The sequence below is a fragment of the Oscillatoria nigro-viridis PCC 7112 genome (genome assembly GCF_000317475.1).
In the GTDB taxonomy this organism is placed as follows: Bacteria; Cyanobacteriota; Cyanobacteriia; order Cyanobacteriales; family Microcoleaceae; genus Microcoleus; species Microcoleus nigroviridis.
The window spans coordinates 160443-177964 of sequence record NC_019729.1 but is presented as its reverse complement, the minus strand read 5'-3'; the positions used below and the strand labels follow the sequence as shown (position 1 = coordinate 177964).

Sequence of the window (17522 nt, the reverse complement as noted above, 5' to 3'; positions counted from 1 at the left end):
TTGCAGAAAAAAACTTGAATTTGTAAAAAAAATTCCGGTTGTAGATGCTTTGCCTTTATTGTTTTTTGAACAGTTGAAACCCCCCCTGCCTATCTCCTCTCATTCCCTCTTCCTCTGCGTTCTCTGCGTTCTCTGCGGTTAAATAAAAAAAATCTCTAATAGAAAACGAACAATCCCAAATTCAATGCCTCAATTACAAAGATTAGCAATTACTGCCGCTCAAATTGGCGATCGCCAAATCGACCTAACTAGAGAACAGCAGCATTATTTAAATCGAGTGCTGCGTTTGCAAGCGGGCGATCGATTTATTGCAATGGACGGACGGGGACATTGGTGGTCTGCCGTCCTAGAAGTACGGGAAACCGGGTTATTTGCCTCCATAGCAGAGGAGATTGCTGTGAACAGAGAGCTACCCGTAGAGGTGACTTTGATGGCGGCATTGCCCAAGGGAAACGGCTTTGACGAGGTTGTGAGACAGGCGGCGGAGTTAGGTGTGGCAAGTATTGTGCCGGTAACGAGCGATCGAACTTTGCTCAAACCAAGCGATCAAAAAGTTGAGCGGTGGAGAAGAATTGCTGCGGAGGCGGCGGAACAGTCGGAACGTCAAATTGTGCCGACGATTTTAGAGCCTGTTTCCTTTGATGTTGCAGTGAAAGATTGCACTCAAAAATATCGATATATTTGTGTTGCTCGCGGGGAAAATCGGCATTTGTGGGATTGTTTGTTGGGTAATTTAGAACCCCCCCAGCCCCCCTTGTTAAGGGAGGAGGAAGATGCAGCAACTGGTTTCGATCCCCCCCAGCCCGCCTTAATAAGGGGGGAGCAAGAACGGCAGGAATTAGCGATTGTGATTGCTGTTGGGCCGGAGGGTGGATGGACTGAGGGTGAGGTGAAAAGAGCGATCGAATTTGGTTTTGAAGCTGTTTCTTTGGGTAGTAGAATTTTAAGAGCGGTGACAGCACCGATTGTGGCTTTGTCTTTAGTTGGCGCGGCATTTGAGAAGTGCTAATATCCACCAAGCCGATCGGAGACTTGAGGGGTTTGGCGATCGCAGCTAAAATGTAAATAGATAATTATCAGAAGAGTAATATGTTACAGTCAGTAGAGGGGATATACCGAAATGGCAAAATTGAGTTATTGGAAATACCCGCCGACATAGAAGAAGCGCAAGTTATTGTTACTTTTATGCCAAAAGTAGGGTTAGTAAACTTGCAATCTCGCGGTATCAACCAGGAACAAGCAGCAGATTTACGGGTTCGGTTGAGTAGATTTGCTCCTGATTGGGAACTACCGGAAATGGATGCTTACGATGCCTTATAGTCGCGGTGATGCGGTTTTGGTTTTGTTCCCCAGCTCGGATTTGCGTACTGCGAAACGCCGTCCAGCTTTGATAGTTCAAGCTAATAATCTTGGGACTGGTTTAGGGCAAACAATTACGGCAATGATTACTAGCAACTTAGCCCGTTGAGGACACCAAAGCCTGGTTTTTGTTTCCCTAGCAACACCGTTCGGGCAGCAAACGGGATTGCTAGCTGACTCGGTAATTATGACAGACAATGTTGTGACGCTTCTAGAAGTTGAAGTCGATCGCAAAATTGATACTTGGTCAGATATGGTGGCAGTAGATGCAGCACTCAAGCACTGTTTGGGAATCTGATAAAAAAAGTCGTTTTAATTCAGTAAATATAAAAAAATACTTAAATTAATCAAATCAACTCTGTCTCGTGTTAAGAGGAATTATCAGATAAATGAGTTGACGAGTCATGAAAATAAAGTTGAGAAAAGGTCGATCGCTCTTTTTGCCGATTCCCTACGGGATAGCTTCGCTTCACGCGCTTTTGGCAATTTTCGGTACAACATCAGTTTCCGCACAATCTCCGAGCTTTCCCATTGCTCAACAGATTAATTGCGATCGCCCTCAAGGAGATGCCCAAGTCAGAACTTGTATTCGGTTGAAGTATGAGGCCTCGGATCGACGACTGAACGAGGTTTACAAACAACTGATTTCCCAATTGAGCGGCGAAGAGCGATCGCTACTTTCCGAAGCACAATTAGGATGGATTAAGTTAAGAGATAAAACCTGTGAATTTGAAGTTTATAAAAGTCGTGGCGGTAGCGGTTATGGAGGTTTCCTCAATGAATGTTTGGATCGCATGACTAAACAGCGCACTGCGGAACTAGAAAAGTATTTAAACGGGTTTAATTTCCTTTAGCGCCGATGGAGAGCGACCTGTTTCGATCGATTGGATCGTAGCAACTCCGGCTTTAATATTCTGTTTATTCTTTAGTCTCAACGAGAGGGACGAAAGTTTGTACAGGATCGGTTTCAATCGCCGATTTTTATCTGTTTTATGTAAAATTTTGTGACAAAAATCGCTATTTCGCATAGAAATAGCGGAATGATGCCGAGAGAGATAGATATATAGATATAGGCTTTTGGGTATCGCTACAGTTGCTGTTGAGCAAGGCTGAGGGTTTGCAATAAGAAGACGTTTTTGGAAACAGAGAGGAAAATTCATGAAAGGGCGATCGATATTTTTGACGTTATTCATCAGCACAATAGTCATTGTTTCTATGTGGGCAACATCAGTCAACGCTCAAGCCAAACTGACAGAGCGATCGAAACTAGCGCTTAATGGAATTGGGCCGATCCGAGTAGGAATGACAGTTGATGCAGCCTCACGCTCTGCTGGGATTAAATTAATTAAAAGTGGGAGTAGTGGCCCAGACGACTATTCTTGTTCGTATTTTAAGCCACAAACAGAACCAAAAGGAATTAATTTTATGGTAGCAAAGGGTCGCATTGCTAGAATTGATATTAGCAACCAGCGGTTTACTACAATCAAAGGCGCTAAAATTGGGGATACTGAAAACAGAATTTTATCACTTTATCCAGGTCAGATTAAAGCAACACCACATCCTTATATAGGTAGGCCACCTTACAACGGGAAATATTTAATTTTTGTGCCGAAAGATGCGGCGGACAAAAACTACCGTATGATTTTTGAGACTAGCAGCAATCGGGTAACAGGTTTCAGGTCTGGAAAACTTCCTGAAGTTGAGTACACAGAAGGCTGTTCGTAATATGGCAAGTAATTTGTGTTTGAGATATCACTTATAAAGGAGATAAAAAAGACGATCCACAAAGGAAGAGAGTTTTTGAGTGCCGTCGTGACTGTGACAATTTTAGGTGCAACATCATTGTATTTGCACAATAAGTGATGCCAATCCCGCTGAAAGAGCTCGCTAACTCATTTTATGGGCGTGACACATCTATAATTCTCCCACAATTTCAGGCGACGGCTTGTACTGCTTGTTTGCCAAACAAGCAATAGATTGATACTTCTGAACCCATCAACACAAAAATGAGGATAAAAATCATGAAATTTCGATCGCCCTTCACGTTCACCCTCACCCTCATCTCAGCAATTGTAACTACCACCGTACCAGCAGTTTTCGCCCAGCGACAGCCATCAGCCAACGAAATATACATCGATAAAAATTGCCACCGCAACCAGCAACTACCGCAACTTGAAAGATTCACTATTTTTAGCCGAAATGAATTTACAACTAACGGTCAAAACTACTGGTTCTACGCCGCCCGCTATCAAGATGGAGGCGTACTTCTCTGTAGGTCGCAACCAAATTTTAACCAACCCAAACCTATAAATGAACAAAAAGTAGAAGCGAATTTTATTGACAAAATAGTCCGAGACCCCAACAACAAAACAGCCTTTATCATCGCAGTCAGAGAAGGAAACGGTCCCGAGGCACCCGTGACAAATTACGGCTTAGAATTGAGCAATGTCGATCGACCAAAACTCACCTCCCTTTCCATCCTACAGCAGCGGGGAACCCTCAAAGACGGCGATCCCAGCGAACACACATTTCAAGGACGGGCAGGTCAATCTATTACGATCGACCTCAAAAGCAGAGCATTCGACCACAACATAACACTGTTCGACACCAGCGGCAAAAATATTGCCCAAACAACAGGCAACTCCCAGAATCGCCGAGAGTCTCAACTCACCGTAAAATTGCCCAATAACGGCACTTATAAAATAGTTGTTAAAGGAGGCGATCGCACAAGCAAAGGTACTTACACATTAAGCGTTAATTCCAATCAACTTTAACTGAACTTTAACCAACTCCTAAGCAAATTCAAAAACAGGTGTTTCAATCACCCTAGTCGGCTTTCTATCTTCCCAAATCATCTTTTGCAACTGTTCCACAGTTTCAGGCGAAAAAAATCGCTCTCCCGTTTCCAAACACACTCTAGCAGGAACATTTTCAATAATAATAAACTTACCCTTGATTTCAAGGGTATAACTTACTTTTTGTTCCACCATTGTTTCTTGCCAAATATCATTGTTCATTTTGATTTATCCTTAACTTAAAATCAATCCAAATTTTCGGATCTGGTTCGTATAAAGTAATGATTTTTACCAAAGGACGAGATGGATAAGTGCACTGAACGTGCAAAGGTCTATTGGCAATAGTGAAGCCGAAAATCAAACAGCTTGGACCATATTTGTCATTCGGATACTCTTCGATAACTTCACCAGCCATTATTGCTTCCCGGAGTTCTTGTACCCTGATACGGCGAACTATGCTTTGGTTTACTGCGTGTTGTGAAAGCTCAAAATCATTTTTGACAATTTTGACACGTATTTTTTCAATGATTGTCATAGTTTCATATCATATCTATAAGTTAACACAACAGCGAAATTTGTTAACCAGTGGCGAAACCACCCAAACATCAGCCAAGATAGAAACAACGCCATTCCCGCAATCGCCATGACAGACATCAACCAAATAGCCGCCGCCCTAGAGGATAAAGAATACAAACAAGCTGCCCAACTCATCAAACAACTACAAAAAGAATCCCCCGAAAATCCGTGGGTACAATACTATATCGCCCGCTACTACGAACTCACCAAAAACCTCGAAAAAGCCCAAACAACCTACAAACAAATACTCCGCGACATCACCAACCCCAAAATCGTCTCCCAGACCCGCCAAGCTATTCAACGGGTTGAAACCGCACAACAAAACCTCCGCCAACAAGCCATAGAAACCGCCAAAAACGACCCCAGCAACCTCGAACCCGGACTCCTCATCCTCGAACCCGTGAGTCCCGAAAACAAAGCCGCAGCCGTACAAAATATCAGCAGAATCTTTAAAATCGACGCCTACACAACCCGGATGCAAATCCAAAGCCGCGGCTGGAGACTCTACAAAACAGGCCCCATTGCCGAACTCCGAATTTACGGTCAAGAACTCCTCAACGCCGGCATTCCCGTATTTTGGGCAACCCTAAGCGATATTCAAAAAATCCAAATCTTCCGAGTGCAACACTTCCAGTCTCTCTCTTCCCCAGCCGTTGTTTGCAAAGATCGACTCGATCGACTCGGTGCGATCGAATTTAGCTGGTCAGAAGTTAGCCAAAGAGTAGAAGGCTTGTTGCCGATGTTCATCGAAGTCATGGACTACTCGCCCAACCGAAGAAAGGAGCAATTTCGCCACAGAGAGATCAGGCAAGATTACGCTCAAATCTGTGACTTGCACATTCCCAGCAGAAACTGCATTCTGCGAATTTGCGACCAAAGTTACGAATTTCAACAAGGAGTTGACTTCACCAAAGCTTCTGCAGATCTCCCCACTTCACCGAACCAGAAAAACAAAAAATCCAGAGTCAAAAACTCTCAACAAATGCCTCAAAGTACAACCAGAATTAACTGGAATAACTTACTGGAAATATTCGATCGCCAGGTTGACGTTACAGTTTGGTCAGAATTTACGCCCTTTGCCGAGACAGTGCTCGATTACACTAATATGTTGAGCAAGATCGAATCTCATATAGAAGTCGATCGCAAATCCGAAACTCCTTGGGACTCAGCTTTTCAGCTATACAGCGGATTAGCCTTCCTCAGAAATGAAAAAAATAGGGAATAGAACAAAGGGTTAAAATTAAAAATGGGATTACTCATTTTTATTTTTTAACGCCAGCATTGGGAATTATCCAATGCCCAATTCCCTATTATCAATTCCCAATTTCCTACTTCGTTTTCACCTGACGGGCCATTTCCCGGAAATTGTTCATGCTGGGGCCAGGACTCCGACGACTTCCAGTTGGTGTTGGCATTAAATTATTAGGAGCAAAAGTCCGAATCGGTTCAGCTTGACTCGGCACTTTCCCGTTAGTTGCTGCTGCGACAGGTACCTTCACGGGTTCCGGAGTATTAGCAGGAACGCTAGCGACTGGTTCCTTGTCTTTCTTAGACTTTTTCTCTACCTTAGCCTTCTTAGCCGGTTCAGACTTCTCAGACTTCTCAGACTTCTCAGACTTCTCAGACTTCTCAGACTTAACAGGCTCAACTTTTGCCGGTGCGACCGCAACAGGCTCAGCCTTCGCAGGCGCAACTTTTGCTGGTTCCTTCGCTCCCGACTCGCCCAAATCTAGGAAATATTCAGACTTTTTCAAGCCCAACAGTCTGGCAAAAAAGCCGAAAATACCGCCGAAGAAATTTTTGATAAAACCAAACATTAGACTTACTCCTTTTGTTCTTTTAGAGAAATTTGTACAAGCTTGTCAACAAAATTAGACTACGAGGTTAGGCAACTTTTGTCTACATTTCTTAATCAAAATTTACATTTTGCTGTATTTAAGCTCGCTCATTCAAGCAAATTTTAGGTATAAATACCATCACAGCTTTGCACTTATTTACAAAGTATCTCAGAATTTGTTAGGGATTCCCACTAATTGCCGATCGTACCTCGATCCGATTCGCTAGCTGTCCTAGTACGGGTCACACTCCCTAGGGGAGTGATTTATGCTTTAATCAGCAAGCAATTTTCTTTTCAAATGAACAGTTCGCTCGATCGCAATCCCGTCATCCTCATACACGGCATCTGGGACACAAAGATTATTTTCAGCAAAATGTCCGCCCGCCTCACCCAACTCGGATGGTCAGTCCACAGCCTCAACCTCACCCCCAACGACGGCAGCCTCGGGCTCGACTTACTGGCCAAGCAACTCGCAGACTACATCTCTGAAACCTTCGATCCAGAACAGCCTTTAGACATAGTAGGCTACAGTATGGGCGGCATCGTCAGCCGCTACTACGTCCAGCGACTCGGAGGAATCAACCGCGTACAGCGCTTCATCACCCTATCTTCCCCCCACCACGGCACCCTCACCGCCTATTCCCTACGCCTACCAGGATACCTGGATATGCGCCCCGACAGTCGCTTGCTGCGCGATTTGAATCAAGATGTGACAATGCTCAAACGCATAAACTTTACATCAATGTGGACGCCATTTGACATAATGATTGTACCGGCGAACAGCTCCCAAATGCCAGTAGGTAAAGAAGTTAAAGTCAACGTTTTGCTGCACCGCCAAATTGTGACAGAACCCCAAAGTATTAACGCAGTAGTTGAAGAACTCAAAGCACCTATAGAAAATAAAATTCCCACTTCAAAATGAATAGCAATTTCAGCCGCAATCCCGTCTTGCTAATTCACGGTATCTTCATAAAATCGGGAATTTTTCACAAAATGTCTGCCTACCTCACCAAACTGGGATGGTCAGTCTACACCATCAATCTCTCGCCCCATTGGGGCAACGCCAGCATAGACGAATTAGCCCAACAAATAGCAGATTATATAGACAAAACCTTTGCGCCCGAACAGCATCTAGATATAGTAGGATTGAGCATGGGCGGTTTAGTAACTCGCTACTACCTGCAAAGGTTAGGCGGCATTAACCGAGTGCAGCGCTTTATTGCGATATCTTCTCCTCACAGCGGTACTTGGATGGCTTACACTCTCTGGGGAAAAGGCTGCGTCCAAATGCGTCCTGGCAGTGCTTTTCTCGAAGATTTAAATCGAGATGCAGCCTTGTTGGAAAAGCTCAATTTTACTTCTATTTGGACAGATTGGGATTTCATCATCGTACCGGCTTCTAGTTCCCAAATATCGGCTGCCAAAGAAGTAAAATTGTCCGTATTCGCCCACGCCATGATGGCGAGGCATTCCAGCAGTTTAAAAGCGGTCGCTGAAGCACTTTCAGAACCATTGAAAGTTCATGATTAACCGTTTGATTAATTCTTGTATAATGTCAAATTTTGTAGGGGCGGGTTTCACCGACAATCATTGCCTAAAACCAACAATCTCGTAAACCCGCCCCCACGAACACGGCAAATCGCTACCGGACTAGATATCAAACAGCGTCGCCAACTTCAGCGTATTCGCTGCGGCCAAAAATTGCTTCAGCCTCACAATAATACTTGAACTCCAGTATATTATGGAAAGGGTCTTCTAAGAAGAAAGTGCGGTGTTCTGTAGGCAAACCGACAAATCGCCGTCTCGGTTCTTGATAGAAATTTAAGTTGTTTTGCTGGGCTTTTTCTAGCAACGCTTCCCAGTCAGCTTCGGAAGTAAAAATCAACCCAAAATGCCGGGGATAGATGCCTCGCTGAGGCGTCAAAGGTTCGTGGCTGACGTGGGCGACAATTTGATGGCCGCACAAACCCATAATCGCAGAATTAGCCGATTCGCGACCTAGTTCGCAGCCCAGCCCGTCTACGTAGAACGCTTTTGTTTGGGCAATATCGGTCACGGGGAAGGCAAGATGAAATAAGACTTGGCTCATCAGAAAAATGGGTTTGAAACCCCGTCCTTACAGGACGGCTTTACAGGGAACGTGGTAAAATGTCCGGCATGGAAAAAGCCTATCGCTACCGCTTCTATCCCACCACCGAGCAAGAATCACTTTTGCGACGGACTTTGGGCTGCGTTCGACTGGTATACAACAAAGCGCTGGCTGCCCGTACAGAGGCTTGGTACTCTCGTCAAGAACGAGTTGATTACCTTCAAACCTCCTCCATGCTGACAAGTTGGAAAAAAGAGCCAGAGCTTGATTTTCTTTCGGAGGTGAGCTGTGTCCCTCTGCAACAGGGACTCAGACATTTGCAAAAGGCGTTTACTAACTTCTGGGCCGGTCGTGCTAAATATCCCAACTTTCAGAAAAAGCATCACGGCGGTAGCGCTGAATTTACTAAGTCTGCTTTCCGGTGGAAAGACTCTCAAGTATTTCTGGCTAAATGCTGCGAACCTTTGCCGATTAGGTGGAGCAGGCAAATCCCTCCTGGATGCAATCCATCCACTATTACGGTCAAACTGGATGCACAAGGACGATGGTTTGTCTCCTTGCTGGTAGATGACCCTACCGTCAAACCGCAGATCAAAACCGATAAAGCAGTTGGTTTGGACGTTGGGATCACCAGTCTGATTGCTACCAGTGACGGCAATAAGATTGCTAACCCCAAACACTTTAAGCGGCTGCACAAGAAGCTGAGGCGGGCGCAAAAAGCCTTGTCTCGGAAACAGAAAGGAAGCAACAACAGGCACAAGGCGCGACTTAAAGCAGCCAAAATACACGGGCAGATAGCCGATGCTCGCAAAGATTTTTTGCACAAGCTGACAACTCAACTGGTGCGCGAAAACCAAACGATAATAGTTGAGGATTTGGCTGTCAAAAATATGGTCTTGAACCGCAAACTGGCACAAGCTATTTCTGACGCTAGTTGGGGTGAACTGACCCGACAACTTACCTATAAATGCCAGTGGTACGGTCGGAAACTGGTAAAAATTGACCGCTGGTTTCCCAGCTCTAAAAGATGCGAAAACTGCGGGCATATTGTTGAGAAAATGCCGTTGAGTGTCAGGGAGTGGGAGTGTCCTAATTGTGGGATGAACCATGACCGAGATTTGAACGCGGCTAAGAATATTTTGGCGGCAGGGCTTGCCGTTGCAGTCTGTGGAGCGAACGTAAGACCCGATAGAGACTCCTCTAAAAGGCAGTTGCGAAAAACCCGTCTCGGGGACAGAAGCAGAAACCTAAATCGTGAGGTTTGGGAATTCTAGCCCTTATAGGGCGGGGTGGATGTCAAGGAGGTACTAAATGCAGAATTCAGAATTGTTCTTTAATTATTTATCTTGGTCTAATCCTTGGTTGGTGGCGATCGCCCTAAATACAGTTTTACTCGCGATCGCCACCATTGCTCCTAAAAAATTGCTCACTCCCGCCGGCCACTTTCACGGCTGGGTATTGGGCATCCTCATCTGGGGCTGTTTGGGATGGCAAGGCTATGCTGTGGTGATGTTTTACTTTCTTGTCGGATCGGGAGTTACCCGCATCGGCAAAGCCCAAAAAGAAGCTGAAGGCATAGCCGAAAAGCGTTCAGGCGCCAGAGGCCCAGAAAATGTCTGGGGTTCGGCTTTAACCGCTACTATGAGCGCTTTGGGAGTTTTGGCATTATCTATTTTAGGCAATACAGGCAAGATGCCTGTTTTAGGAGAGACAGGCATCTTGCCTGTGCCACAAGATGCTATTTCCCTGTTATTGCTGGGTTACGCGGCGAGTTTTTGCACCAAACTTTCCGATACCTGCGCTAGCGAAATCGGCAAAGCTTACGGCAAGCGGACTTTTTTGATTACCAGCTTGCAGCCTGTACCTAGGGGTACCGAAGGGGCCGTAAGTTTGGAAGGAACGATCGCGGGTATTGTCGGCTCAATTTTGATTGCGCTGTTGAGTTGGGCCGTCGGTTTAATTGATTTGACAGGAATTCTTTTTTGTGTTATTGCAGCTTTTATTGCCACGAACATCGAGAGCGTGATTGGGGCGACGGTGCAATCAAAGTTTGAGTGGCTCACGAACGAGGTGGTAAATTTTTTTAATACACTCATAGGAGCGATCGCAGCGATTATTTTAGCGGCAACCTGGAGAGCTTTTTTAGCTTAGTTAATCCGGACGCATTCGCGACCCAATCAACCTGGTTTTTTACGATAATTCAAACGATTAATATTATGTCCGGTCGATTACCCCTAATACGGTAGGGGCAGCTTCACGAAAAATATCTGCCAATAATTGACCATCTCAAAAACCCGCCCTTTTAATCGCGATCACTCGATCGGACACGATCTAACACAGTGTTTTTGGAAAAAAAGCCGATTGGGCCGTCCAGGACTATTAGCTATTAATCATTAGTCATGAGTCTCAAGCAATCAACTCATGACTAATGATTAATAGTTAATCAAACTAAGCGTCGTCTTGCGGTCCAAAAACCATTTGTAAAATCATCGTCGGTTCGCCCCGCTTGTGATAGCGATCGGCCCAATTGCGAATAATTTCATCTAATTCTTCAAGGGCTTGGTCGAGCCGTTCCGGCGGAATATCCAAAGTCTCCATAATTCGCATCACCTTCGGTTGTTTTTCCGCCCAATCCTTCATCAGCCGGAAATATCTAGCCGTATCCTCAACCATAGTAAATGTCCGCTCTTCCTGCTCTGCGGGAGAGTAAGTAGCGCGGGTGAGGGCATAAAACGGCATTCCCCAAGGAGCATCAATGCGAGTGACTGTTCCCGAATAGATCAAGCGGCGCTTGATGTGTTCTGCTAGAGCTTCGCTCAAAGGCATTCGCCTTTCTGGAGACATATCTTCTTGCGATCGCCTGTGCAGAAACTCGATCAACTCCATAAACTGAAAAGAATTGATCAGTTGAGCGTCAGGGGGATTCGGAGGAATCTTGCCTTCGAGATATTTTTTTTCATCTGCAGTCAAGTTGTTCCCCGGAATCCGAGGGCGTCCCGGCAACCAAGGATACTGTTCCAGCCAGACATAAGGAAACTGAATCAAATATCTAGGTTCTTGGGAACCCAACATTTTCAGCAATTTTCCCTGAGTCAGAGCTTCCTGGACTTCCTCAACAATCACCTTCACCCGTTTAGGCTCAATGTGATGCAAGTGTCCGGTCATCCGCAGGTTGTTTTTTTCCTCAATATAGGTCATGTAAATAGCACACTTAGCCGCCGTTGCGGCCGCGTCTAGAAACGCCCCGTGCCTGTGCCCACTGGTTCTCATGGCGCTAAACGCCAGATATAGCATGATCTGATCCATTGCGCTAGGGCTGAGGCTTTTGACCAGATCCAAAGAGTCATTTTTCATCACTATCCCCGAAATAGCCAAATTAGGAGGCATTTTATCGTCCTCCATTAAATTATTGCGAGAGCGCCGAATCAAGCATAGCCGACTGTCGCCGGAAAGCTTGCCAGCTACCCTAATATTCAGGTTAGTTAATTTCCCTGAGGTAACAGGGGCATGGGCTTAAAGGCTATCCACACCGCATAAGTGGTTCTTATTGGTGGCCAATTTAAGTAGATTGCTGCACCCTCTGCGCTGACAGTTTACCTATATATAAGTTAGTTATCGCAAGTTAATTATAGTGCAGCCCTTGAAAATTCAACCCTACCTGTGGGGGGGAGAAGGTAAATAACTGTTGCGGTCCCAGGAATTTGACGCGACTCCGAGCCCCTAATTCTTGAATAGTCATGGATGCCGAAACTCGGCTCGATCAAATACAATCAGGGTGTTGCATAATTGCGGGAAAATTTTGATGTTTTTTTGGGATGGGAGCTCGTAGCCCGTCCGCTGTATTTTCACAGCAGGCGGGACACCCCACAAGCATCCTCGTCAAATTGTGCAATGCCAAAATAAGGCGTGAAGGGCGAGGGATATCGGTTGAAAAAGCCAGATGATTCGGAGGGCTGTGGTTAGTTCCTGTTTAATAGAAGCGTTTTCAATACAAAACCGCCACATACTAGAATCTATCTCTAGGTAGATGGCGGTTTCCCGTTTATATGCTAACATTACTCACACAAAAAAGAATCTCCTCAGAACTGTCCACAAAAAGTGCAGTTGTCGCTTAACCTGAAAAACTAGAATCCCAGAAAATTCGATCGAGTGATCAAATGAACGGCCCGAAGCAACTCAGTTGTGGTAACCACTTGCGTCCAGTGCTCTTAGAAATCTTGTAGCGCATGAGTGTAAACATTAGGCTCCGTAAAACCCCTGCGTCCGCTGCCTCTCTCAGGACGGCGCTCGCCCTTTTGTTGAGTTTGGGCTGACAACATATATTGGGCGGTGGCAGTTTCGAGCTTGGGGAGTGGAGATTCAAAAGCTTGAGCGGCGCTGGCACTCAAGGTAATGCCCAACAGGCTCAGTAAAGCAATTGCAGTGTAGATTTGCATGGGTAGTATCCGTGTCAGTGTCTATTACGTGATACGGACTTGCCCGGGTCTATCAGGATAGATATCTGTGCAATTTTCGGATCTGTGCAAAAAACCCTACCTCTTCAATTCTACTGCGCCCGCCAGCAGCCAAGCACCTGCCGAATTCAGCCTGCCCCATACTGTCAGGGGCTTTTCGGTTTCGCAATTCTGTAAAAATCTGTCGGTTTCCGAGTCCAAAGTCACGAGTTGCCAAGTTTGACCGGCTAAGGATGCAGGGCTTGTCAGCGTTAGTGTCCAGTCTTGTTCGCCGAGGCGGCGGAAAATGCCAGAAAATTGGCTGTGGGTATTTGCTGTTTGACTGCTTTGTTTCTCTACAGACTCCTGACATTCGCCGCTGGCGGGATATGCTTCAGGTCGATCGAGATAATAGCGTTGCCAGTCGAGCCAGTCCGATCGCCCCCGTGTCAAATTAAATAAAGGAATAACCGCCGCACTCGCCTCGGAATCTTGCAGCAAAGCTTCCTGCAAAACTCTCACCGGCAAATCCCGCGGCTGACATCCAGATTCCGCGCACAAAGCCGCCGCCATCCCGGCCGCCTGTCCAATATTCATTACCGTCGGTTGCAAGCGAGTTGCACCGTTGGCGATGTGAGAGACGGAAATATTTTTTTCGCAGACTAGCAAACCGTCTGTACTCGCAGGAATTAGCGCGCTGTAAGGAATGGTAAACGGAGTTCCCGTCCAGCGGCCGCCCCAGCGGATCGATTTGGGCTGCAGAGGGATGTCGCCACTGGTGTAGTGGTGGTCGTTGGCATAGTTGCCGATCGCAATTGTTTCACAAATGCCCTCAGAATTTATCGGCAACTTCGCGACTCTTCCACCGACAATCGGCAAAATATCTTGTTCTGTGACTGTACTTATCCCTCGCAAGCGGCGACTTTCTCGGTAGTAAGGATGTAAGGCAAAGGAAGAAAGAAGGGAAGAATTTTGTTGATTGTCGATCGTTGAAATGGGGAAAATATTCTGTGCTAGGCCGTAGCGGCGGCCGAGTTGCGTTTGAATGAAGCGGGCGAAACTTTGAGTGTGCCACAGACTTTCTTGCAGGAATTCTTGTCGAGATGCTTCAGATTTAATGAGTCGATCGACCCCTTCACCATAATCATTACCTCGAATCGGCCAATTAATCATCAACAATCCCCCTGGCAGCCGGCCGTAATTGAGAAATTGTTCGGGAGTGTAACCGTCCCAAGCACCGATAAATCGATCGGGATTGTCAACTGGCGGCGCGGGAATTTCTGGCCGGGCTGCACCTTTACCAAAATCCTGCATGATTGCCACCCAAGTCGGAGCTTGCACCGAATAGCTCTCTGTGAGAGCATTAGAGGCAGCCGGCGCGCTGGGTTCTCCCCACTCGGCTTGGAATTCCCAACCCCAGCGGTGCCCAACCTCCGCTAAAGCCAGCAGATCTCCCAATTCCGTGGCATCCAAAGTGATTTTGGCCGAAACCGTAAAATCTGCAAACCGAACGCCAGAAATGCGAGATTCTTCCAGTATCACATCTTGAGCTTTTTGTCCACAAATCCACTGTAAGTTCGGCAAACATTTAACCCAATCAGCAAAAATTTCAGCACCGGTGCGGGGATCGTAAGTAAAAAAACTTACCCAGCCCCAATCCAAACCTCCCGGCTGTCGCTGCTGGAGTTCCCGCAAAAACGCGCCCCACAAACCAGTTTGAAAAGCTGCTAATTCATTGCCATCAGGGGCCGAAACGCCTGCTGCTGTAAGCATTCCTCCCAGCCAGGGGAATTCGCTTACTAAAATAGTTTTGGCACCTCGGCGGGCTGCTTGCACGGCTGCTGCGGTGCCGCCGGTGCCGCCACCGACAACCAAAACATCTGCTTTTAAGACCGAAGACATGGGCAATACCATTTTAGATTTTAGATTTTAGATTTTAGATTGCGAAAGGCTCAGTAAGGTCATGGGTGCGCTACAGATAGATGTTCGGCCTTTGTTATCGCCCATTGAATGTAAGGTACACAAGTGGCGCACCCTACGGATTTTAAAATGACCTCTTTCTCCTCTTCCCTCTTCCTCTGTGTCCTCTGCGTCCTCTGCGGTTAATAAAAAAAATTAGTTATTGTGAAAGTCAGATCGCATCTCAAATCAAAAAGAATCAGAAAATGGGGAACCGAGACAGTAAAATAATACGTCGCGTAAATTCCCCACTATTCACTACTAACCAAACAATTGAAAATGGAAAAAGGTTTTATTTTGTGGTTCACCGGGCTGAGCGGTTCCGGCAAGACAACTATCACCAAAGCTCTCGAACCAGAATTGAAGGCAAGAGGTTGCAAAGTGGAAATATTGGATGGAGATGTCGTTCGCACCAACTTGTCAAAAGGTTTGGGATTTAGCCGAGAAGACCGAGATACTAATATTCGGCGGATTGGATTTGTCGCCAACTTACTCAGTCGCAATGGAGTTGTGGCAATTACGGCAGCTATTAGCCCCTACAGAGCAATTCGCGACGAAATTAGAGGAATCGAGCCAAATTTTGTGGAAGTATATGTCACAGCGCCGTTAGAAGTGTGCGAAAGTCGCGATGTCAAGGGGCTGTACGCTAAGGCGAGAGCCGGAGAAATTAAGGGTTTTACGGGAATTGACGATCCTTATGAAGAACCGCTCAATCCTGAGATTATTTGTTACACAGAGCGAGAAAGTGTGGAAGAGAGTGTTAAAAAAGTTCTGAGCAAGTTAGAAGAGTTGGGTTACATTTGATGGTGGCGGGGTAGGAAGCGGATAGGGGCAAAAGGCGATGGCGAGCAAAAACTATTCAAAATTCAATACTGTCAAAGGTTTAACGGTCAAATTTTTAACAGTTTCAGCGCTGGCTGCAGGTTCATCTCCGGCAATGGCTCAGTTTTTGCCTCCTCCTCCTGCTTTCTCTCCTCCTCCTCCTCCTCCTGGCTCTTCTGTTCCCGTACCCGTGCCCGCAGTTCCGGGATTTCCGGCGGTTCCGGCAAGTGAACCTTCAAGTGTCCGATCGGAAGTTTACACTTTAGGAGCGGGCGATCGCATTCAAATGGACATCTTCAACGTCCCGGAATACAGCGGCCCCAACGGTCAACACCAAGTACAGGCAGACGGTTCCCTGAATTTGCCGTTAATTGGCAGCGTTTCGGTGTACGGGATGACCCTAGAACAAGCTTCTAATGCTGTTAAAGACAAATACGGCAAATACCTCAAACGTCCTTGGATTACCCTGAAACTGCTGGCGGCACGTCCTTTGCAAATTGCGATCGCGGGCGAAATCAACCGCCCCGGAGCCTATACAATATCCTCAACAGCAGGCCCCGGAGGCACAGCAGAGCAAATGGGAACTCAAATGCCAACGATATCGCGGGCTCTGCGAATGGCCGGCGGAATTACCCAGTCAGCAGACGTGCGGCAAATCAAAATCCGCCGCCCCCAGCGCAACGCACCCGAACAAATTATTAGTGTGGATTTGTGGGAATTATTGCAAAACGGCGATTTGCGGGCCGATATGACGTTGCGCGACGGCGATACTATATTTATTCCCACTGTAACTAGCCTCAACCGCCAAGAAGCACCGACTTTAGCAGTAGCTAACATTACCGGACAAAGCACTCAACCAATTAATATTGCTGTGGTGGGCGAAGTAACTCGCCCCGGTACTTATACTTTGGCAAAAGAGGCTCAAAGTAGGGTACAAGAGAATGAAATGGGTGAAAATTCGGGTTTGTTTGCTGCCAGCGAAACCAGCGGCGGGGAAAATGTTTTGCAGCAAACTGTCACGAGGGCAATTAAAATGGCGGGCGGCATTACGCCGGTAGCTGATATCAGACAAATACAAGTTCGCCGCCTGACGCGGGCGGGTACAGAACAAATTATTAATGTGAATTTGTGGCAACTTTTGGAAGGGGGAGATGTATCCCAAGATTTAGCGCTGCAACAGGGAGATACGGTAATCGTTCCCAAAGCCGAAAACCTCGATGCAACCCAAGACGAACAAGTTGCTAATTCTAATTTTTCCCCGGATACGATTAAGGTCAACATTGTGGGAGAAGTCGTGAAACCGGGAGCGATTGCGGTACTGCCCAACACTACTTTAAATCAAGCGCTGGTAGCAGCGGGAGGTTTTAATAAAGCGCGGGCTCAAATGGATTCGGTGGATTTAATTCGCCTCAATCCTAACGGCACAGTTTCCCAGCTAACTGTTAAGGTTAATTTTTCTGCAACTGCCAATGAAGAAACTAATCCCAAACTGAAAAACAATGATGTAATTATGGTAAGGCGATCGGGTCGCGCTACGTTCTCGGATAATGTAGGCGGGACTCTCGCTCCTCTCAGCCCGCTGTTAGGAATATTTCGGTTGTTCAATATTTTTCGGTGATTTGAATAGACTGGCATTAAGACCTCAGAAACCC

Annotated in this window: 20 protein-coding genes; 13 read left to right on the top strand and 7 right to left on the bottom strand. The window is 46.3% G+C overall.

Going from position 1 to position 17522, the window contains the following annotated elements:
* The first annotated feature begins 184 nt into the window (after window positions 1-184).
* From OSC7112_RS00755 to OSC7112_RS00730, 6 genes are all read left to right on the top strand, one after another.
* Entirely contained in the window at window positions 185-1009 is an 825-nt protein-coding gene (locus tag OSC7112_RS00755) for an RsmE family RNA methyltransferase (RefSeq protein ID WP_015174128.1), read from the top strand.
* An 80-nt stretch (window positions 1010-1089) separates the two neighbouring features.
* Window positions 1090-1320: a hypothetical protein gene (locus OSC7112_RS00750; protein ID WP_015174127.1), complete on the top strand. Its 231-nt coding sequence runs from the start codon at window positions 1090-1092 to the stop codon at window positions 1318-1320.
* Window positions 1310-1468, top strand: coding sequence for a type II toxin-antitoxin system PemK/MazF family toxin (locus tag OSC7112_RS40595; RefSeq protein ID WP_223300728.1), 159 nt, complete (start codon window positions 1310-1312; stop codon window positions 1466-1468). The genes OSC7112_RS00750 and OSC7112_RS40595 overlap by 11 nt, the downstream gene beginning before the upstream one ends.
* A 295-nt stretch (window positions 1469-1763) precedes the next feature.
* Window positions 1764-2213, top strand: a complete 450-nt coding sequence (locus OSC7112_RS00740) for a lysozyme inhibitor LprI family protein (protein WP_015174126.1) — start codon at window positions 1764-1766, stop codon at window positions 2211-2213.
* A 304-nt stretch (window positions 2214-2517) separates the two neighbouring features.
* Complete coding sequence (locus OSC7112_RS00735) at window positions 2518-3084, top strand: hypothetical protein (RefSeq protein ID WP_015174125.1); 567 nt, start codon at window positions 2518-2520, stop codon at window positions 3082-3084.
* Window positions 3085-3380: 296 nt separating this feature from the next.
* Complete coding sequence (locus OSC7112_RS00730) at window positions 3381-4133, top strand: PPC domain-containing protein (RefSeq protein ID WP_015174124.1); 753 nt, start codon at window positions 3381-3383, stop codon at window positions 4131-4133.
* A gap of 18 nt (window positions 4134-4151) precedes the next feature.
* Here OSC7112_RS00730 and OSC7112_RS00725 read toward each other — a convergent pair whose 3' ends face one another.
* Together OSC7112_RS00725 and OSC7112_RS00720 are read right to left on the bottom strand one after the other, a co-directional pair.
* The gene (locus tag OSC7112_RS00725; RefSeq protein ID WP_015174123.1) at window positions 4152-4376 is read right to left on the bottom strand and encodes a YgiT-type zinc finger protein; all 225 of its coding nucleotides are present in this window, start codon (window positions 4374-4376) and stop codon (window positions 4152-4154) included.
* Entirely contained in the window at window positions 4366-4689 is a 324-nt protein-coding gene (locus OSC7112_RS00720; RefSeq protein WP_015174122.1) for a DUF4258 domain-containing protein, read from the bottom strand. Before OSC7112_RS00720 ends, OSC7112_RS00725 begins: the two co-directional genes overlap by 11 nt.
* A 108-nt stretch (window positions 4690-4797) precedes the next feature.
* Between OSC7112_RS00720 and OSC7112_RS00715 the strand changes: the two genes are divergently transcribed.
* On the top strand, window positions 4798-5955 hold the full coding sequence (locus OSC7112_RS00715; protein WP_015174121.1) for a tetratricopeptide repeat protein: 1158 nt from the start codon (window positions 4798-4800) through the stop codon (window positions 5953-5955).
* Window positions 5956-6058: 103 nt separating this feature from the next.
* Here the strand turns inward: OSC7112_RS00715 and OSC7112_RS00710 are convergent, their stop codons facing one another.
* Window positions 6059-6547, bottom strand: a complete 489-nt coding sequence (locus OSC7112_RS00710) for a hypothetical protein (RefSeq protein ID WP_015174120.1) — start codon at window positions 6545-6547, stop codon at window positions 6059-6061.
* A gap of 318 nt (window positions 6548-6865) precedes the next feature.
* Between OSC7112_RS00710 and OSC7112_RS00705 the strand changes: the two genes are divergently transcribed.
* Both OSC7112_RS00705 and OSC7112_RS00700 read left to right on the top strand, forming a co-directional pair.
* A complete protein-coding gene (locus tag OSC7112_RS00705) occupies window positions 6866-7489 on the top strand; it encodes an esterase/lipase family protein (protein ID WP_041622837.1) in 624 nt (207 codons plus the stop codon).
* Window positions 7486-8097, top strand: coding sequence for an esterase/lipase family protein (locus tag OSC7112_RS00700; protein ID WP_015174118.1), 612 nt, complete (start codon window positions 7486-7488; stop codon window positions 8095-8097). Before OSC7112_RS00705 ends, OSC7112_RS00700 begins: the two co-directional genes overlap by 4 nt.
* Window positions 8098-8224: 127 nt before the next feature.
* Here the strand turns inward: OSC7112_RS00700 and OSC7112_RS00695 are convergent, their stop codons facing one another.
* The gene (locus tag OSC7112_RS00695) at window positions 8225-8656 is read right to left on the bottom strand and encodes a VOC family protein (RefSeq protein WP_015174117.1); all 432 of its coding nucleotides are present in this window, start codon (window positions 8654-8656) and stop codon (window positions 8225-8227) included.
* Window positions 8657-8715: 59 nt separating this feature from the next.
* On the opposite strand from OSC7112_RS00695, the gene OSC7112_RS00690 reads away from it, so the two are divergent.
* Both OSC7112_RS00690 and OSC7112_RS00685 read left to right on the top strand, forming a co-directional pair.
* Complete coding sequence (locus OSC7112_RS00690; RefSeq protein WP_015174116.1) at window positions 8716-9930, top strand: RNA-guided endonuclease InsQ/TnpB family protein; 1215 nt, start codon at window positions 8716-8718, stop codon at window positions 9928-9930.
* Window positions 9931-9967: 37 nt separating this feature from the next.
* Window positions 9968-10807 (top strand): DUF92 domain-containing protein, encoded by an 840-nt coding sequence (locus OSC7112_RS00685; RefSeq protein WP_015174115.1) that lies wholly within the window; start codon window positions 9968-9970, stop codon window positions 10805-10807.
* Window positions 10808-11104: 297 nt separating this feature from the next.
* Here OSC7112_RS00685 and hetR read toward each other — a convergent pair whose 3' ends face one another.
* The 3 genes from hetR to OSC7112_RS00670 form a co-directional block, all read right to left on the bottom strand.
* Complete coding sequence (hetR, locus tag OSC7112_RS00680) at window positions 11105-12010, bottom strand: heterocyst differentiation master regulator HetR (RefSeq protein ID WP_190274407.1); 906 nt, start codon at window positions 12008-12010, stop codon at window positions 11105-11107.
* A gap of 854 nt (window positions 12011-12864) precedes the next feature.
* The gene (gene patX / locus OSC7112_RS00675; protein ID WP_015174113.1) at window positions 12865-13092 is read right to left on the bottom strand and encodes a heterocyst-inhibiting protein PatX; all 228 of its coding nucleotides are present in this window, start codon (window positions 13090-13092) and stop codon (window positions 12865-12867) included.
* 96 nt (window positions 13093-13188) lie between these two features.
* The gene (locus OSC7112_RS00670; protein ID WP_015174112.1) at window positions 13189-14991 is read right to left on the bottom strand and encodes an FAD-dependent oxidoreductase; all 1803 of its coding nucleotides are present in this window, start codon (window positions 14989-14991) and stop codon (window positions 13189-13191) included.
* Window positions 14992-15327: 336 nt separating this feature from the next.
* Here OSC7112_RS00670 and cysC point away from each other — a divergent pair, with 336 nt between their 5' ends.
* Window positions 15328-15852, top strand: a complete 525-nt coding sequence (gene cysC / locus OSC7112_RS00665) for an adenylyl-sulfate kinase (RefSeq protein WP_015174111.1) — start codon at window positions 15328-15330, stop codon at window positions 15850-15852.
* A gap of 37 nt (window positions 15853-15889) precedes the next feature.
* Complete coding sequence (locus tag OSC7112_RS00660) at window positions 15890-17488, top strand: SLBB domain-containing protein (protein WP_015174110.1); 1599 nt, start codon at window positions 15890-15892, stop codon at window positions 17486-17488.
* Window positions 17489-17522 lie beyond the last annotated feature (34 nt).

Excerpts from the sequence above, each read along its gene's own strand:
- OSC7112_RS00715 (WP_015174121.1), top strand. The coding sequence starts at position 4,798 with ATGACAGACATCAACCAAATAGCCGCCGCCCTAGAGGATAAAGAATAC.
- OSC7112_RS00670 (WP_015174112.1), bottom strand. The coding sequence starts at position 14,991 with ATGTCTTCGGTCTTAAAAGCAGATGTTTTGGTTGTCGGTGGCGGCACC.
- OSC7112_RS00660 (WP_015174110.1), top strand. The coding sequence starts at position 15,890 with ATGGCGAGCAAAAACTATTCAAAATTCAATACTGTCAAAGGTTTAACG.
- OSC7112_RS00730 (WP_015174124.1), top strand. The coding sequence starts at position 3,381 with ATGAAATTTCGATCGCCCTTCACGTTCACCCTCACCCTCATCTCAGCA.
- OSC7112_RS40595 (WP_223300728.1), top strand. The coding sequence starts at position 1,310 with ATGCCTTATAGTCGCGGTGATGCGGTTTTGGTTTTGTTCCCCAGCTCG.
- OSC7112_RS00695 (WP_015174117.1), bottom strand. The coding sequence starts at position 8,656 with ATGAGCCAAGTCTTATTTCATCTTGCCTTCCCCGTGACCGATATTGCC.
- OSC7112_RS00710 (WP_015174120.1), bottom strand. The coding sequence starts at position 6,547 with ATGTTTGGTTTTATCAAAAATTTCTTCGGCGGTATTTTCGGCTTTTTT.
- OSC7112_RS00725 (WP_015174123.1), bottom strand. The coding sequence starts at position 4,376 with ATGAACAATGATATTTGGCAAGAAACAATGGTGGAACAAAAAGTAAGT.
- OSC7112_RS00720 (WP_015174122.1), bottom strand. The coding sequence starts at position 4,689 with ATGACAATCATTGAAAAAATACGTGTCAAAATTGTCAAAAATGATTTT.
- OSC7112_RS00735 (WP_015174125.1), top strand. The coding sequence starts at position 2,518 with ATGAAAGGGCGATCGATATTTTTGACGTTATTCATCAGCACAATAGTC.
- OSC7112_RS00705 (WP_041622837.1), top strand. The coding sequence starts at position 6,866 with ATGAACAGTTCGCTCGATCGCAATCCCGTCATCCTCATACACGGCATC.
- OSC7112_RS00750 (WP_015174127.1), top strand. The coding sequence starts at position 1,090 with ATGTTACAGTCAGTAGAGGGGATATACCGAAATGGCAAAATTGAGTTA.
- cysC (WP_015174111.1), top strand. The coding sequence starts at position 15,328 with ATGGAAAAAGGTTTTATTTTGTGGTTCACCGGGCTGAGCGGTTCCGGC.
- OSC7112_RS00685 (WP_015174115.1), top strand. The coding sequence starts at position 9,968 with ATGCAGAATTCAGAATTGTTCTTTAATTATTTATCTTGGTCTAATCCT.
- hetR (WP_190274407.1), bottom strand. The coding sequence starts at position 12,010 with ATGAAAAATGACTCTTTGGATCTGGTCAAAAGCCTCAGCCCTAGCGCA.
- OSC7112_RS00700 (WP_015174118.1), top strand. The coding sequence starts at position 7,486 with ATGAATAGCAATTTCAGCCGCAATCCCGTCTTGCTAATTCACGGTATC.
- patX (WP_015174113.1), bottom strand. The coding sequence starts at position 13,092 with ATGCAAATCTACACTGCAATTGCTTTACTGAGCCTGTTGGGCATTACC.
- OSC7112_RS00755 (WP_015174128.1), top strand. The coding sequence starts at position 185 with ATGCCTCAATTACAAAGATTAGCAATTACTGCCGCTCAAATTGGCGAT.
- OSC7112_RS00690 (WP_015174116.1), top strand. The coding sequence starts at position 8,716 with ATGTCCGGCATGGAAAAAGCCTATCGCTACCGCTTCTATCCCACCACC.
- OSC7112_RS00740 (WP_015174126.1), top strand. The coding sequence starts at position 1,764 with ATGAAAATAAAGTTGAGAAAAGGTCGATCGCTCTTTTTGCCGATTCCC.